This window comes from Sporotomaculum syntrophicum (genome assembly GCF_009932395.1).
Lineage (GTDB): Bacteria > Bacillota > Desulfotomaculia > Desulfotomaculales > Desulfallaceae > Sporotomaculum > Sporotomaculum syntrophicum.
In genome coordinates this window covers 18,346-34,722 of sequence record NZ_LSRS01000011.1, presented here as the reverse complement: position 1 = coordinate 34,722, position 16,377 = coordinate 18,346, and the positions used below count along the sequence as shown (strand labels likewise).

Genomic DNA, 16,377 nt, shown 5'->3' with positions numbered 1-16,377 from the left:
CGTTTTCTTTCAACCAGTTAATAAATTTTTAACTCAATCGGCACAGCATAAATTAACAATAAGCCCTTGATATAACGCATAATAAAAACCTAATAACTGATTAGAAGCAGCACGCCAAGGATTAGCAGGCCTTTGGCGGGCTGTATTTTTTTACGCTATTTTCAAAAAAAGCAGTTGAAATTATTGTATTAGTGTACTACAATAATAGTACACTAATGGGTAAGGAGTGAGGTGATGACATATTGTATAAGTTTGTTGACGGCATTCCAATCTACCTGCAGATCGTTAAGGAAATCAAAGGAGCAATGATAAGCGGAAAATTAAAAGGGGGAGATAAGCTTCCGTCGGTGAGGGAGATTGCCGAGCAATATCAGGTGAATCCCAATACGGTGCAGCGGGTGTTCATGGAATTAGATAAACAGGGTTTGACTTATTCGGAACGCGGCATCGGAACCTTTGTAAAAAGGGAGCCTGGATTACTGGAAGACTTGAAGAGCGAGGAAGCAGCAAAAGTCATCGAGAACTTCATTGAGGAAATACAAAAGCTCGGTTACTCGAAAAACGACATGCTAAAGGCATTGGATAATGCCTGGCCAAAAGGAGGGGAACAGCATGATTGATATCCAAGGTGTTTCGAAAAGCTATCAAAGAAAAACTGCGCTAAATAATGCCACGATGAAACTGGAACAGGGCAAAATTGTGGGTCTTCTGGGACCCAACGGTTCCGGCAAGACGACACTGCTCCGAATTCTAGTAAGCGAATTGAGAGCAGACAGCGGAAGTGTCAGCATCGATGGAGAAAAACTTTCACCGGCTTTGAAGGCTCATATCTCGGGACTGACTACATCAGATTTTATGCCTGCGGGCATGACCATACAGGAGGCTGCCGACACCTATGAAAGTTTCTTCAATGATTTCGACATGGAGCGCTTCCACCAGCTTTTGAAGGAAGTGGATTTGAGCCCTGATATGAAGATCGGCAGTCTTTCAAAGGGAATGAAGAGTAAATATGCATTGGCCCTGGCCATCTCCAGAAAAGCTAAATTGATCGTTTTGGATGAACCCTTGGATGGAGTGGACCCGGTAGCCCGGGAGGAAATTCTCCGGCTGATCTCCTCTGGATTTTCTCAGGACAGTACCTTGCTCGTTACCAGCCATTTGATCAATGAACTGGAGCGGCTGCTGGATGAAGTCTACTTTATCCGGGACGGTGAGATCCGTTATATAGGCGATGTAGAAACAATCAGAGCAGAAAAGAAAATGTCACTGGATGAACTTTACAGGGAGGTGTACCGCAGATGACGGCTCTTTTAAAATATGAATACAAGAAGTTGAAAAAGAATGTACTCTGGTCCTTGATCACTATTCTGATCTTTGCGACGTTCTTCCTGGTTACAGGTTATTTCAGCGGCCAAAGAATCAACTGGGAGATGCCGTTGCTGCTGCAGATTCTAGGTATCGTCAGCTTCATCGGTTTGGCAATACTCATGATATTAACCTTCGTTGCGCCGTTTATTTCCAGTTTAACACTCTTCTACCATGATCTTAACGACAAGCATGCCGTATTCGAGGCATATATTCCTGAACCGGGCTGGAAAAGGCTTTTAGCCAAATACATTGTGTACTTTCTTTATATTCTGGCGGGAATCAGCTTATCCGGAGCACTGGCCTTTTTGACCTTCACGGTGATCAAAATGGCGGCCCCTCCTAACGTCCAATTCCATTTGGATAGTAACCTTAAATATATTCTGGAAAGTCCCGAAATGGCTTCCGGTTTGTTCCTGGAAATTGCCAAATACATCCTGAATTCAGCCGTAGGCTTTATGCCAATCATTGTGTTTGTCAACTTCTTTTTTACCCTCTATGCAGTGATCCGGCACAAAATAAAGGGTGCAGTGCCTGTAACCTTTTTAACCGGAGCTGTAGCAGGCATCTCATTAAGCTGGCTATTTGACATGCTTTTCGCAGAGCAGGTCGGTTGGTTCACCGGAAGCATCCTGGGGCTGGATCCGGAGATGATTTTTACCTTCATTCTTTGCGCAATTGCCTTTATCTGGATTGCTCGAATGCTGGACACAAAAACGGAATTGAAATAACCAAAACACGCGGGGACGGCGGCTTTTTGCGGTGTGCACGCACGGAAGCCAAGCTGGTTCATGACCGGATAATTCACCGGGACAACGAAGAACAGCATCCGCCCCTCAAGGAGATTTATTCCAGATTGGAAAAAGTAAAAGGTCTGCTCACGGCCAAAGCCTACCGTGAATATTTCATCATCCACAACCATGCGGAGCAAACTAACAAAGGAGATGGTAGTAATGATTGAGTTTTACGCATCGCACAAGCTGCTGGTATGGATCGCATCTATCAGCCTACCCATAGCAGGTTGCCTGCTATATTATATAACTTTCGGACCCCATACAGTATCGGATAAAGGTATCGGCCCAGGTACCCTGGTGCGTAGATTCGGGATCCGGGAATGGATATCCCATTGGCTGATGCTGCTCGGGTTCCTGACTTTGGCAGCGACTGGTTTTATGCAAATTGTTCTTGGCACTACACTGGGCCATTTAGGTCCATTTCATGGCATGTTAGGAGTCATATTTTTCCTTATTGCTTTGATAACTTTACTTGGATGGGTTCGCGACGCATTGTTCAAGCAGTATGATTGGCCTTGGTTGCTAAAGCTGGGCGGATATTTATCACATGATCCTAAACCACTGGCGGCCGGGCGATTTAATGCTGGCCAGAAGGTGTATTACTGGTCGATCTTACTGGTGTTGATTGGCCTGCTGGTCAGCTCCATTATTATGGAACAAGGCTCTCATAGTCCTGCCGGCAGAAAGGAGCTGTTCTGGTGCATTCATGGGCTGCTGGGATGCGTAGCGACTATTATGGTCATCGGACATGGTTTTCTTTCGCTTTTCGTCAATCCGGATACAGCCCGGGTATTACGGGATGGCCGAGTTTCCAAAGCATACACAGATAAACACCATTCGCTATGGAGAGTCCCACGGTAGGCCAGGAAAGGGGTTAGTAAAATGGGTAAATCTACGAGGTTTAAGCATTATTATTAAGTATAAATCAAGTAAAGGTCCACTTAATAATTTGAAGAATAAGATCTCAGTAGCTGCATCATCATTTTGGAATTCTGGTGGTGGAATTTTTATTGCAGGAGTTAATGACAGTGGTAAATTTGACGGTGGGATTCCCAAAACAATGGTAACTAAGGGGTTATGAGCATCCGGACATCCCCGTCAAATGAATCTGTCCAGCAGCTGCAGCAGTTCGACCGTCCGATCTTCCGGGACCGGTGGGAAGCGGGTGAACTTATCTTCATAACCCGGCCGGTTTACCTCGAAGAACTTACCGATGGGGATCGGAACCTCGGAGGTGCGGTAGTCCCAGCTGCTGATCACCCGCAGCGCTTCCTCGAAGTTGGTCAGGTCATCGATTTCAACCTCTACTACATGCTTATTGTAGGTTTCATACAGATTGTTGAAGGTGACGCACACCTGCAGCGTATCAATGCAAGAGAAACCTCGATGAGCGATGGCATCTTTTAATAATTTCCTAAAGTGTTCTTTCTTTACCGGATACCCGCGGGCGATGAAGGTTGCTCCGCTGACCAGCAGCAGCTCCAACGGGTTAAAGGGGCTTTCTTTGGCGCCATAAGGCATCGTACTGGCTTTGTACGCTTGTTGGGTGGTTGGCGTAAATTGGGCGGTAGCCAGTGCATAGGTTCGGTTATTATGCACCACCACCGTAATGTCGATGTTGCGTTTGGCAGCAAAGAGCAAGTGTTCCAGGCCTTCAGCATAAGTGTCGCCATCCCCCACAAAACAAACCACCTTGGTGTCCGGATTGGCCAGTTTGATGGCTTCGGCAGTTGGGATTGCTCTGCCGTGGATAGAGTTAAAGCTGTTGATCTGCACATAATCAACGATCTTGCCGTGGTTGCCAATTCCGCTGACCATAATAATATTCTCCAAAGGGAAACCCTCATTGCGCATATCTTCCAGAACAGCTATAAAACTGTTCATAATTTCAAAGTTACCGCAGCCGGGACACCAGGCCACCGGTGCAGTTGTTTTCAGTTGGCTCATTTTAACGCCTCCCACACAGCATTCGCCAAGTCCTCCAGGGAAAACGGCCTGCCGTCATATTTATGAATTTGCTTGTCCACCTGAAACCCGTGTTGTTGCAATAGTATCGCCAGCTGTCCCTTGGCATTGCCTTCCACGCTGATCAGCTGCTCGACTCCCTGCAAAGCGTCCCTTAATGCCTGGGTCGGGAACGGGGCCAGCACCACCAGCTGGATTAACTTCAGGCCTAATTGTTGGGCAATCTCCAGGCAGACCCCTTTATTTGAACCCCAGCACAAGAGGGCGCAAACCCCCTCATGGTAAACCTTTACCGTTTCCCAAGCCTGTAGTTCCTCGGCCAAATATCGCTCCTTCAAGAGACCTTTATCCGTTGCGGCTTTTGCTACGGCCGGTTCTTCGCTGATTATCCCGAATTCATCGTGGACATAGCTGTTGGTTTTGACTACTTGGCCCGCCAGCGGGGGAAAGGCCAAAGGCGAGATGCCGTTATCCGTTTGCCGGTAACGTCTATATTGATCTTTCCCATCCCAAAGCACAGGCTGCTCTTCATGCAGCTCCGGCGCCTGTTTAATATCAAAGCTGTAGTGATTGAGACACAGCGTTTTGTCGGCCAGGATAAAGGCCGGCAGCTGGTATTGCCAGGCTTTGTTCAAGGCTACGCCTGACCAATAATAGGCTTCCTCCGCATCGCCGGGAGCGACGATCAAACGGGGGAATTCGCCGTGGCCTGCCGTTAGGACAAAACCCAAGTCTGCCTGGGCGGTGTAAGTGGGCATGCCGGTAGACGGCCCGGATCTTTGTCCCAACACCACCACGACCGGCAGCTCGGCCTGGCCGGCCAGGCTAAGACCTTCTACCATCAGGCTGAACCCGCCGCCGGAGGTGCCCACCGCATTCTTCACCCCCATATATGCATAGCCCGTGGCCATCAGCATCACTGCGATTTCACTCTCGGGCAGGACAACTTGAAGCTCGAATTCGGGCTCTAAGCAGGCGAATAGCTCCAGAATTGGCGAAACAGGAGTCATGGGATAGGCCACATAGGCTTGCAAGCCGGCTTTCAGCAGGCCGAGCCCGATGGCTTGGCAACCATTCAATACCGGCAGAACAGGTTGAAGGAGCTGTTCCAGGGTCGTCACTTGTTGGGTTCGTGCATAGCCCTGGCGGGCAACCTTCATCTTTTGCTCCCACAACTTGGCATCATGTTTTCGGAGCAGCTCTTCCAAGAGTCCCAAGTCGATGTTCAGAGCCCGGCAGAGTCCGCCGATCATGCAATATCTGTCCATATCCGGCGAACCGTTTTCAGCCTTCAGGATACCTCCAACGTCCAATCCCTGAAAGGCGGACTGTGGCAAGCCGTCAACCTGCACCTTAGCCGAATCGTAGATCACCAGTGTATTGTCCTTGAGGCTGCTTTGGTGTAGGTCTAGGGCGTCCTGGTTAAAAGCCAGTACCACATCCACCTGGTCTGAGTGGGCTGCTATCTTATGCGTAGCTGCCCGGACGATGACGAACTGGTGCCCACCCCGGATCTGTGAAGGATAATCGTTGTTCATGTAGACTTGATAGCCCAACCGGCTGAAAAGCCTGCTGATTATTAAACCTGCACTGTCGATACCATAGCCTGTTTTACCGCCGGCGAGCACAGAGATCTGTTGCATAGAAAAACTCCTTTCTAAAAAAGTATTGTCCAAGAAACTTAGCTTAGCCGGTAAAATAATTACTTAATTTGAGTGGAAGAACTTATGCTGAGGAGTTTGTTCTTTGTATCAATATTAGCAATTTTCGAACTCCTTTAGAGTTACTGAATTATAAACGGCATTCATGGATTTCCACATCCTGTTGCAAGGAAGTAACCAGTCGTAAACCTGAGTCTTTCAAATGGCGATTGGTGGTCTCAATAAGATTAGTGACCATTTCTTGGATATTTTCAAGTGTCCAGATTGGAGTGGTGCCTTCGTCAAAGGAATAAATGACCTTCACTCTTAATTCCATTTCCGGTTTGGGTTCAGACGCTAAATCGTTAGCCTTTTGTTCAATTGCTCTCATTAAGGTTACCCCCCTCATTTTCGTATAGTATAAAAATTTATTTGTACTACTTCTATGTCGCACCTAAATATCCTTCTCAATATTTAGATATTTAAGAAAATTTTCTAAAATTTAAAAATTCATTTAAATTGAAATCCCCACGAGCAGATTATCGCCAAAAACGTTTTCATTAATATCAATACCCGCTGGAATAAGCTTTATTAATGGTTGCTTCACAAGCTCGTTTTTCCTGATACCAAAAAGTCGCAATGCTTTGTGATATTCCTTTTGATATTTTGTTTTATACTGTCGAATCGGCCTATAAGCGTTAGATTTATCGGGTTAAAATTATTTCATGCCGTTTGTATCTTGAATAAAGTGAAAGGAATGGCTATATAAATGCAAGTAGGTAAAAAACACAAAAAGCATACCCACCTATAGTATAATGAAGACAGTTAAATTTCATTAAGGGATTGGGAAAATGGAGAATAGATGGACAAACATAAGAAATGCAATCCCAAAGCAGTTATAAGGATTGCAGGTGCATTTATTGCGTTTCTGATTGGTGCGGGATTTGCCACAGGGCAGGAAATATTACAGTTTTTTTCAAGTTATGGATATGTCAGTTATGGCATCATAATATTGAACCTTATTGGCTTTCTGATTTTGGGGCAGATATTATTAGCAACTGGTAATGAACATCAGGACAATACATTTGAGCATTTTACATATTACTGCGGGAAAAAGCTGGGAACAGTATATTCGTGGCTGATACCTGTAACACTATTTTTGATTATATCAGTGATGATTTCTGCATCTGGTTCTACAATCTCTGAATACTTTGGTGTGAATCGACACTTAGGTTCAGCTTTGATGGCATTTATTGTTGTTGGTGCATATCTGGTTGGATTTGAAAAACTCGTTAAGATTGTCTCTGCCATTGGTCCGGTCATAATCATTTTTGCTTTGTTTGTCGGCGCTGTAACAGTAGTGAGGGATTTTGGAAATTTTACAGACATAGCGCAATATAAAGATACGTTAGAACTATCAAAAGCTTCACCTAACTGGATATTAAGTGCTATGTTGTATTTATCATTGTGTTTCTTAACGGCCAGTACATTTTATACAGCATTAGGAAAATCAGCAACTGATAAAAATGAGGCAAGATTAGGAGCCACTCTGGGGGCAGTTGTATTTATACTTGCACTGGCTATCATGAGTACGGCAATCATGTTAAATGCAAAAGAAACTTCGAATCTGGCAATCCCAACACTTTATCTGGCATGTAAAATATCATACGTACTTGGCGGAATGTTTTCAGTAATCCTTGTTCTGGGAATTTTTTCTGCTTGCTCAACCATGATGTGGACTGTTTGTAGCCGGTTTTATGCTGAGAATGTCTGGAAAAACAGAATGTTTGCCATCGCTATAGGAATTGCTGCATTTATAATAGGTCAATTTTCATTTAGTAAACTAATAAACGTATTTTATCCGTTTATAGGATATGCTGGTTTGATTTTTATAGGATGCGTTGTATGGAAAGGGACAAAAAAGAATTGTTGCAACACAAGGGGGCGGTTCTCTTGTGGCAAATGAAAGACATGGTAGTAAATTTACACCCCCTGGCATCTTGTCCATAAAAATATTTATGTACATTAGGCCAGTAAAATACCAATATATTCTACTATTATAATAATAGGTTCATTAGATGCTTTTTGGGAGTGATTAAATTCATGCCCAAATGGCGTTATTATAAAGATGGCTTAAATCGATTGCCGGTAAAGCATGAAAAATGGCTTTGCCGTTAACAGGTGTCCAATGATTACGCAAAAATTATTTCACCCAAATAGAGGATTTTGTCAGTTATGATGAATTATTAAGGGAGATATTAGTTTTTGGCAAAAACAAACAGCTAAAAGCTGCCGAACAAATTATTGATAAATACAAACCGGCGTTAAAGGAACTGGCCAGTGAAATGGTTAGAGCTGGGTACCGTATTGGATATTTACGATAAGCTTATTCGAACTACCGGTGGAACCTATGGTATTAGAGACAAAAAGCTCCTGGAAAGTGCACTATATTCACCATTGGCTACTTTTTGAAGGGGGGGTGCTATTATGACTTTAGGAAGGTATATCGCCCAAAAAAGGCAGGCTAAAGGTTCAAGCCAACGTGAATTGGCAAGAGACACTCAAATAAGTAATGCTACTATTTCCAGAATTGAAAAAGATGGTATCACCCCGGGAAACGCTACTTTAAAAGCCTTAGCCCAAAGGCTAAACCTGGATTATAATTATTTACTTGCCCTGAATAAAGCAATTGATGACGAACCGGAAATTCGCGTCATCCAAAGAGCTGTCAAAAAAATGAACGATGCTCAGAAAAAGAAGATGTTAAACATTCTAAAAGCTTCGTTTGATGATCTATTTGAAGATGTTGAGAATGTTGAATAATTGCAGATTAAAAGCGGAGCAGAGGTAGAGTATTGAATGTGGAATGGAGGGGTGGTGTCCGTTATGACAAAGATAGTAAATTATGGTTTAATAGTTTTGATATTTTTATTATCATCTGCAGGCATTTATTTATTCCAATTTTTATTTTTCCATGACCCTGAACATACTTTCTTTTTAATATTGCAGAATTTGGCTTTTTTACCAATACAGGCCCTGGTAGTTACTTTATTGCTAAATAAATTTTTAAACATGGCCCAAAAACAGCAGAATTTAAAAAAGATTAATGTCGTTACAAGCGCTTTCTTTTCTGAATTAGGGACATCGATATTGTCCATGCTCTCTAAACTCAATGAAAATTATGATGAGTTATGCCGGGCAATCGATATACCGGAATTAAATAGGAAAAATATGAACACTTTGAAAAAAAGCATTAATGAGTTTAATTTTAAGATGGATATCACACCGGAACATTTAGCAAGCCTGGGACTGGTACTAATTGATAAAAAATCTTTTATGATCGGCTTACTTCAAAATTCCAACCTGCTGGAACACGATTCTTTTACGGATATGCTGTGGGCAGTTTTTCATGTTGCGGACGAGCTTCAGGACAGAAACCTGCAGGGGTTATCCCAAAACGACCTTGAGCATTTAACCTCTGATATTCTAAGGGCCTATAGATGTTTAATAATCGAATGGGTTGATTATATGGAATATCTACGTCGGGAATACCCTTACCTGTATATTTCGGCAGTTAGGAAAAGTCCCTTCCGCTAAGCAAGACAGACCGGGCTGCCGGCCTTCGTTAAAGAAGCATCTATTCATAATGGCCGGCTATCGTTTGCCCAATCTTTCATGGCATGCGGAACTCGGTCAGACTCTTGCCAAAATATACAAAAGAAGGTGGCTACCACCAGGGATATAGTTACAGATTAAATCTTACATAAAACGTTGTCCCATCGGTACTAGTCTTAAAGTCTATCCTGGCATTATGTCTCTGAGCTATACTATAGCACACAGCAAGCCCCAGCCCTGTACCGGTATCTTTAGTGGTAAAGAAAGGTGTACCAATTTTCTCCAGTACCTCTGGCTTAATACCTTTACCCTGGTCTTGTACAGCCAAAACTACTCCATCGTTATCCTTGAATGTTTTGATGGACAATATGCCTCCCGGCGGCATCGCTTCCAGACCGTTGCGGACCAGGTTAATGATAAGCTGTTTAATCTCGTTCCGGTCAATAACCACATTGGGTATTTCACCAAGATGCACTTCGATACTTTTATTCTGTTTCATGGCGTCAGCCTGGAGCAAGGGCAAGATTGTCCTAACCGTTTGGTTTAAACTTTGCCTTTTCAATTCGACCGTCTTGTCTTTGGCCAGTGTAAGAAACTCTGTAATAATTGAATTAGCCCTGTCCAGTTCCTCAATCATTAAATTCATATATTCCTTGTCTGTGGCATACCTCTCCTTTTCCCCGAGCAACTGTAGGAAACCCCGGACAGTGGTCATCGGATTCCTGATTTCATGCCCAATGCCGGCCGCCATCTCTCCCACCAGGTTCAAACCATCTAAACGAGCCATTTCATGCTGGTAATGCCTTAACTCTGTAATATCATTAACAATAGTAAAAATACATTGCTCATCATTCCACGTGGTGTAAAATCCTGTTAGCAAAACATTTAATATATCACCTGATTTGTTACGAAACCTTGTTTCATAGTTTTCAATAAAGCCATTTTTATCAAGCTCTTCTAAGTATCTCTTTCGATCATTAATATCTAACCAGATATTAATATCAACTGCTGTTAATCCAATCGACTCTTCCCGGGTATAACCAAATTTTTGTACGAAGACATAATTGACTTCCATAATTTTAAAATCTTCTGCTGAAAATATAGCCATTATAAGTGGGTTAGCATTACAGGTTTTATTGAACAGTTCTTTTGATTTACGCAAATCATCTACTGTTTTCTTGAGTTCAGTAATATCTATTAATGAAGCAAGTATGCATTCTTCACCCGCTATATCTAATAAATTTGAAGTTGCAACCACATAAATTATATCTCCTGACTTACTTCTAAATTTCAATTCAGTATTCCTGACACAACCATTTTCTGCAAGCTGTTTCCGCAAGTTTTGCTTTTCTTCCAGATCCGCCCAGATGCTCAGTTCAAAAACATTTTTACCTATCATCTCTTCCCGGGAATAACCCAATACTTTTGCATAGCTATTGTTCACATCTATAAACACATCATCTTTTAACCTAATAAAAGCCATCATGGTTTGATTATGATGAAAAGCTTTATAGAATTTATCTTCGGACAATCGAAGGGCTTCTTCTGTCTTTTTGCGTTCACTCATATCCCGTACAATCATGCTGGATAAAATTTGGCCATTTTTATCCTTAAATAGATTTGATGTTACTTCACCGTCAAATTTCGTTCCATCTTTGCGTAACAGTGTCATTTCACTGGTGAAACTTCTTAGCTCTCCTCTTTTCTTAAAGGCTTGTAAAACTCTTGGGTCATCAATGTCAAAGAGTTCATTCCACTCAACAGTACACAACTCCTCTTCGGTTCTGCCAAACATATGACAAGCTGCAGGGTTAGCTGATAGTATAGTACTACCAGGAATGGCTAATAAAATAGCGTCAAGGCTGTTATTAAATATGGTATGGTAACGTTCTTGGCTTTCAACCAGTTTTTCTTGAACTCTGACGTGTTCAGTCACATCATTTCGAAAATAAACTAATAGCTCGACCTCATCTGATAAATTAAGCACTGGTACTAGTGTCCAGTCAAAATAAGTAACTCCTAGTTCTGGATGATTAGCATCAGTAAAAGGCCAATTATAAGCTTTGTAAACTTCTTTTGTTCTAACTACCTGTTCGAAAACTTCTTTTACATCGGAAGGATAGAATTCAAAGTGGTTATGACCGGGATAGTCAGCTACACTACGAGAGTCTTTTTGTGCAAACGGCATATTAACCCAAATATAATTATAATTGCTATCCATGATGGCTACTGATGAGGTTGCATATTTTAGTAAGACTTTTAAAGCAGCTTTAGGTATTTCCCTATTTCCGATTTCTTCTTTAAGCCTTGTATTTTCAACTTCAAGCTTTTGAATATCTTTAATCATATTTTCAGTCAAATAGGCACCATATTTTTCGATCAAGCTGCTGTTAGCACCTCTTATCCCATTAACTTCCTCCACCGCGTTAAACAAAATTTTCACCCTCTTGACATTTAAACTCGGGGTTATTATTAGACAAAAGTTTAATCTCATCCTTCGGAGAACTTGTCTAAATGTGTTGTTTATAGCCTATAATTGGACAGCAGAAGGCTGGTTTTATACAGCCGTAGTCAAAGAACTATGCACCAAAGATGTCGTGAGCTATAAGCTTTTATTAAGAGCCACACAGTTTTTATGCCGCGAGAGCCTATTGATATGGGGGGCACCCTCTGCTACAATCTCGAAGGCGGAAATCGGTAACAATTTATTTCCGCCTAATAAAAGGTAGTCTAGAGGGTGCAGTGGCCCCCATGTCAATAGGTACGTGGAATAAATCGGGAATTAGGGCAAGTTTATAAAACTTTATGTAAATCTAAGTTTTGTTCACGAAACTGTGTCTGTAAAAACTAGGAATGGCTATTTTTGGAGATTTATGCCGAACAAACAACCCGCCATTATGGCGGGTTGTTCATTATTTTTATAATTCTTTTACTTGAGTTTTTTTAACTTCATATCCTACTTTATCAATAGCATTTTCGATATCTTTTATGGATACTTTTTCATCATCAAAGTTTACTTTTACTTTACTAGAGTTAAATGATACATTTAAACTTTCTTTATCAATACCGTCTAAAGCTTTTACAGCGCCTTCTATTTTCAGCATACATGTTGGACAAGTTAATGTCTCCAATTGAATAGTTGCTTTTTTCATGCTCATCTCTCCTATATTTTTCATATTATTTACAGGTGTACACTACTATTATCTACTATGGATTGATTTATATCAATACTTTAACTTGTAACCAAGGAGTCTCATACCGTTTAAAATTACGACTAATATGCTTAATTCGTGTGCTAACATACCTATGGACATGTTCATCCATTCACTGAAGATTAAGCTGGCCAGCAGGATTATGACAACTCCCACTGCAATAACAATATTTTGGCGCATGTTAAGAGCTGTTGCTTTGGTTAAACCCAACGCGTGTGGCAGGCGGCTAAAATCCGAATTCATTAAGACAATGTCCGAGGTTTCTATTGCCACGTCTGTACCGCCTCCCATGGCAATGCCAATTTGGGCCAGAGCCAGTGAAGGACTATCGTTTACTCCATCGCCAACGAAGGCGACAATTTGACCTTTGGCCTGTAACTCTTCAATATATGCCGATTTATCTTCCGGTAACATGTGTCCATGAGCTTCAGTCAATCCCAGTTCATTTGCTACTAAATCAACTGTTCCCTGGTTATCTCCTGAAAGAAGTATGAGATTTTTTACACCTAATTTTTTTAGTTTTTGCAGATCTTCTTTTACACCCGGACGAATTTGGTCACGAATACCCATTAGTACTTTTAATTCACCATCAACTGCCGTTAGAACAAGTGAGTTCCCGTTTGCTTCAAATCGAGCAATATCTGCCCGGGCTTTTTCATTTAAAGGAATATTTTCTTGTTCCAACAGGGCAACATTACCAACTGCGACCCTATGCCCGTCTATATGAGCTACAATTCCGCCACCTTTTACAACGTCTGTTTTTTCAACTGTATATAACTTTGTATCTCCAATATATTCTACAATTGCTCTAGCTAATGGATGATCCGATTCATTTTCAACACTGGCCAGGTAAGCAAATACTTCATCAACGTTTTCGGCATAAATTTCTTTATCAGCTACTTTAGGATTTCCTATGGTTAAAGTACCTGTTTTGTCGAATACTATGGTATCAACCTTGCTAAAATCGTGAATAACTTCACTGCCTTTTAAAAGCACACCATGGCGTGCTCCATTGCCAATGCCTGCCACATTGGAAATAGGTACACCGATAACTAATGCTCCCGGGCATCCTAAAACTAATATGGTAATGGCAAGCTCAAAATCCCGGGACAATAACCATACTATAAAAGCGATAACTAAAACGGCCGGGGTGTAGTATTTAGAGAAACGATCAATGAAACGTTCGGTTTCTGATTTTGAATCTTGTGCTTCCTCAACAAGCTCAATAATTTTACCAAAAGTGGTATCTTCACCTACACGATCAGCAACAATTTGGATGGTCCCATTTTCCAAAATCGTTCCGGCATATACTTGGGAACCTTTCTTTTTGCCTACCGGCACAGATTCACCGGTAATACTTGCTTCATTAATATGGCCTTCGCCTGTTAAAACTGTACCGTCAACAGGAACTTTTGCACCGGTTTTAACAAGTAAAATATCGCCCACGTCAACTTCGTCTACTTCTACTTCTTCAAATTCACCATTTTCCGTTTGCTTCAAAGCACTTTCCGGTGCCATTTCAATTAGCTCTTTAATCGCCGAACGTGTTTTATTCAAGGTACGCTGCTCTAGATAAGCTCCAAATAAGAATAAGAAGGTAACAATAGCTGATTCCTCAAAGTTCTGAATTAAAAATGCTCCGGTTACTGCGATGGTAACTAAAACATCGATACTGACTACTTTTACTTTTAATGCTTGATACGCTTGAATGGCAATGGGTGTAACTCCTAAAATTGATGCGATAACCAGCGACCAAATAGCGATATTGATATTATGAAAAGCGTAATGGCTAGTAAAGGCAATTATAATTAAAGCGCCACTAATAAATGCTATGTTATTTTTCTTGCCTAATATAAATTTCTGCAATTAATTCTCCACCTCCTATCTATTTTATTGTTTTCATTACGTTGTTATTAGCATGGGTATTAAAAATAATTCCAGAAAGCAATTTGTTAAACTTGCTTTCTGGAATATAATAATTCTATTTATCTTGATACGCTTTATCCACTTCAGCTAACATGTTGTATACTCCTTCATAAGCTTCGCATACATCCCCTGGAACTTTGTAGTTATCTGTGATTTTACGCAATTCGATAAACTCTTCATTCAATTCAGGCATTTCTGCTCCTGCTTCTTTTGCTTTCTTGATGATTGTATTGAATACTTTATGAACTTCATGAAATTCAGGGTGATTATCTCCATGAACTCGTGCTACAATCGGTACATACTGTTCTAATTTTTCAAAATGCCTTTCCTTAGCTTGATTGAATAATTGTTTTGACATATTCTCCCCTCCTTTCTTGTTTTTAGCCATCATAAATTCCATAGCCTTGACCCTTGGCGTGATGCTTGTTGTTCCTAATTTACCATAATTCCCAGCCGGTTACTATGACCTAGCTCACACTTCTAGAGTTAAATTAATCATACCAACGGGTTTTCTGCTTATTGTGAAACTGCATAGCCCGCTTCTTTTTTTGTATTTAACACCGCCCGCAGTTTTTGCTCCAGCAGGTAAAATAGATATCCAGCGCTTAGGCAAATTGTTAAATTAATCAATATATAAAGGCCGAGGGGCAGTTTGGCAAACAGGTAATCCATGTAATAAAAGTAGACCATTTGGGATAGAAAAATGTGGTAAGAAGCCTTGCCCAGGGCTGCGATTAATTTTACCGGGCCATTGGCTTGCTCGGGCAGTAGTTTAAGTCCCAGCAGGACAACCATGAACGGCCAGAAAAAAGCAGGCGCATTTTGCGGTGACCAGTCGGGTTGAACCGGTGGCCGTAAGTCATAAAAGCTAACACCCGTGATATAAAGCAAACTCAGCAAGGCCCCCGCAGTAACCAGGTACCAGTTTATATGCTTGGCTTTGGCCAACCAGATGCCTAGAGCTATGGCAAACAAGTAGCGCAAAAAGATAAAACGGTAAGTACTCTGGGGCATAGCCCAATAGTAGCAGCCAAGTTCAAACAGTATATTCAGGGCGAAGGCACCGATTAACATAAGATTAGCGTTTTTTTGGGCCAGGATATAGAGTACGGGCAGGAAGAAAATAATCTGCAGCACAAGCGGAACAAAGTAACTTCCCGGGCCTGAACCACCATTAAAAAATTCTTTTACCCAGTAGCTGGCTTGAAAATTGCCGATTTGCAAAAAGCTGGTTAATAGGTAACTGGTCAGCATTTCCAGAGCCACGGTAAATAAATAAGCCCACATAATTCTATCCAGGCGTCTTTTTAATAGCGGCCAATGATAACACGCAAACCAAGAATTGTACCCGTTTCTTAAATAAGACTGAGTGGTACTGTAACCAATCAAGATTATAAAAATGACCACCGGCAAGGCATAACCATGCAATGGATACGAATGACTCAGTACCACAGCTACTATGGCGAACGCCTTCAGCAGATCTATTTGTGCTTTTCTGGCCTGCTCGATGCTTGGCTCACTCCTTTACTCCCTTTAGCGGAGATCTACCCGGAACAGAATAAACAAAATAATTACCCCCGGACTTAAATAATTTAACAGGAAAACCAAAATGGGTCAATACAAACACAAGGGGACGGTTCGTGCGTCCGAGAAATGGCGTGTCATATAGTGGGTGCGAACCCCACTAGGAAAAGTTTAGCCAACTACCTATAGCGAGTCTTGGGAGGCGCGGGGTGATCCGCGTCTCTAAGCGTAGACAGCAAACTAGCAGGCTGGAAGCGAAAGCTGAATCGATTGAGCCCCGAAATCACCCCAATGGGAAGGCCGATGCAGTGGACCGTGCAGAAGGCAACATCTGAC

General features: G+C 41.8%; 17 protein-coding genes. 9 read left to right on the top strand and 8 right to left on the bottom strand.

The genetic code is table 11. The features are described from left to right. Positions 1–242: 242 nt before the first annotated feature. The 5 genes from SPSYN_RS15310 to SPSYN_RS15290 are packed head-to-tail and all read left to right on the top strand — an operon-like array spanning position 243 to position 3,020. On the top strand, positions 243–620 hold the full coding sequence (locus SPSYN_RS15310; RefSeq protein ID WP_161823357.1) for a GntR family transcriptional regulator: 378 nt from the start codon (positions 243–245) through the stop codon (positions 618–620). Beyond that, a complete protein-coding gene (locus SPSYN_RS15305; RefSeq protein ID WP_161823356.1) occupies positions 613–1,302 on the top strand; it encodes an ABC transporter ATP-binding protein in 690 nt (229 codons plus the stop codon). The genes SPSYN_RS15310 and SPSYN_RS15305 overlap by 8 nt, the downstream gene beginning before the upstream one ends. Then, positions 1,299–2,096, top strand: coding sequence for a hypothetical protein (locus SPSYN_RS15300; RefSeq protein WP_161823355.1), 798 nt, complete (start codon positions 1,299–1,301; stop codon positions 2,094–2,096). Before SPSYN_RS15305 ends, SPSYN_RS15300 begins: the two co-directional genes overlap by 4 nt. Positions 2,097–2,122: 26 nt before the next feature. Beyond that, complete coding sequence (locus tag SPSYN_RS15295) at positions 2,123–2,326, top strand: hypothetical protein (RefSeq protein ID WP_161823354.1); 204 nt, start codon at positions 2,123–2,125, stop codon at positions 2,324–2,326. Further along, positions 2,319–3,020 carry a cytochrome b/b6 domain-containing protein gene (locus tag SPSYN_RS15290; protein WP_161823353.1) on the top strand — a complete coding sequence of 234 codons (702 nt, stop codon included), beginning with the start codon at positions 2,319–2,321 and terminating at the stop codon, positions 3,018–3,020. Before SPSYN_RS15295 ends, SPSYN_RS15290 begins: the two co-directional genes overlap by 8 nt. 237 nt (positions 3,021–3,257) lie before the next feature. Here the strand turns inward: SPSYN_RS15290 and SPSYN_RS15285 are convergent, their stop codons facing one another. From SPSYN_RS15285 to SPSYN_RS15275, 3 genes are all read right to left on the bottom strand, one after another. Further along, positions 3,258–4,106, bottom strand: coding sequence for a thiamine pyrophosphate-dependent enzyme (locus SPSYN_RS15285; protein ID WP_161823352.1), 849 nt, complete (start codon positions 4,104–4,106; stop codon positions 3,258–3,260). Continuing rightward, the gene (locus tag SPSYN_RS15280) at positions 4,103–5,767 is read right to left on the bottom strand and encodes a 2-oxoacid:acceptor oxidoreductase subunit alpha (RefSeq protein ID WP_161823351.1); all 1,665 of its coding nucleotides are present in this window, start codon (positions 5,765–5,767) and stop codon (positions 4,103–4,105) included. The genes SPSYN_RS15285 and SPSYN_RS15280 overlap by 4 nt, the downstream gene beginning before the upstream one ends. Before the next feature lie 148 nt (positions 5,768–5,915). Beyond that, a complete protein-coding gene (locus SPSYN_RS15275; RefSeq protein WP_161823350.1) occupies positions 5,916–6,155 on the bottom strand; it encodes a hypothetical protein in 240 nt (79 codons plus the stop codon). Positions 6,156–6,626: 471 nt separating this feature from the next. On the opposite strand from SPSYN_RS15275, the gene SPSYN_RS15270 reads away from it, so the two are divergent. The 3 genes from SPSYN_RS15270 (at position 6,627) to SPSYN_RS15260 (ending at position 9,361) form a co-directional block, all read left to right on the top strand. Further along, positions 6,627–7,730, top strand: coding sequence for a YkvI family membrane protein (locus SPSYN_RS15270; protein WP_161823349.1), 1,104 nt, complete (start codon positions 6,627–6,629; stop codon positions 7,728–7,730). Positions 7,731–8,251: 521 nt separating this feature from the next. Beyond that, the gene (locus tag SPSYN_RS15265) at positions 8,252–8,587 is read left to right on the top strand and encodes a helix-turn-helix domain-containing protein (protein WP_161823348.1); all 336 of its coding nucleotides are present in this window, start codon (positions 8,252–8,254) and stop codon (positions 8,585–8,587) included. Between the two features lie 63 nt (positions 8,588–8,650). Continuing rightward, complete coding sequence (locus tag SPSYN_RS15260) at positions 8,651–9,361, top strand: hypothetical protein (protein ID WP_161823347.1); 711 nt, start codon at positions 8,651–8,653, stop codon at positions 9,359–9,361. A 148-nt stretch (positions 9,362–9,509) separates the two neighbouring features. Here SPSYN_RS15260 and SPSYN_RS15255 read toward each other — a convergent pair whose 3' ends face one another. The 5 genes from SPSYN_RS15255 to SPSYN_RS15235 form a co-directional block, all read right to left on the bottom strand. After that, positions 9,510–11,762: a PAS domain-containing protein gene (locus SPSYN_RS15255; RefSeq protein WP_161823346.1), complete on the bottom strand. Its 2,253-nt coding sequence runs from the start codon at positions 11,760–11,762 to the stop codon at positions 9,510–9,512. Between the two features lie 535 nt (positions 11,763–12,297). Beyond that, a complete protein-coding gene (locus tag SPSYN_RS15250; protein WP_161823345.1) occupies positions 12,298–12,531 on the bottom strand; it encodes a heavy-metal-associated domain-containing protein in 234 nt (77 codons plus the stop codon). Positions 12,532–12,603: 72 nt separating this feature from the next. Continuing rightward, a complete protein-coding gene (locus SPSYN_RS15245) occupies positions 12,604–14,457 on the bottom strand; it encodes a heavy metal translocating P-type ATPase (RefSeq protein ID WP_161823344.1) in 1,854 nt (617 codons plus the stop codon). A gap of 115 nt (positions 14,458–14,572) precedes the next feature. Then, a complete protein-coding gene (locus SPSYN_RS15240) occupies positions 14,573–14,875 on the bottom strand; it encodes an iron-sulfur cluster repair di-iron protein, ric (protein WP_161823343.1) in 303 nt (100 codons plus the stop codon). A 158-nt stretch (positions 14,876–15,033) separates the two neighbouring features. After that, positions 15,034–15,993 (bottom strand): acyltransferase family protein, encoded by a 960-nt coding sequence (locus SPSYN_RS15235; protein ID WP_341478897.1) that lies wholly within the window; start codon positions 15,991–15,993, stop codon positions 15,034–15,036. 257 nt (positions 15,994–16,250) lie between these two features. Between SPSYN_RS15235 and SPSYN_RS16290 the strand changes: the two genes are divergently transcribed. Next, positions 16,251–16,376, top strand: coding sequence for a hypothetical protein (locus SPSYN_RS16290; protein ID WP_279279202.1), 126 nt, complete (start codon positions 16,251–16,253; stop codon positions 16,374–16,376). Position 16,377 lies beyond the last annotated feature (1 nt).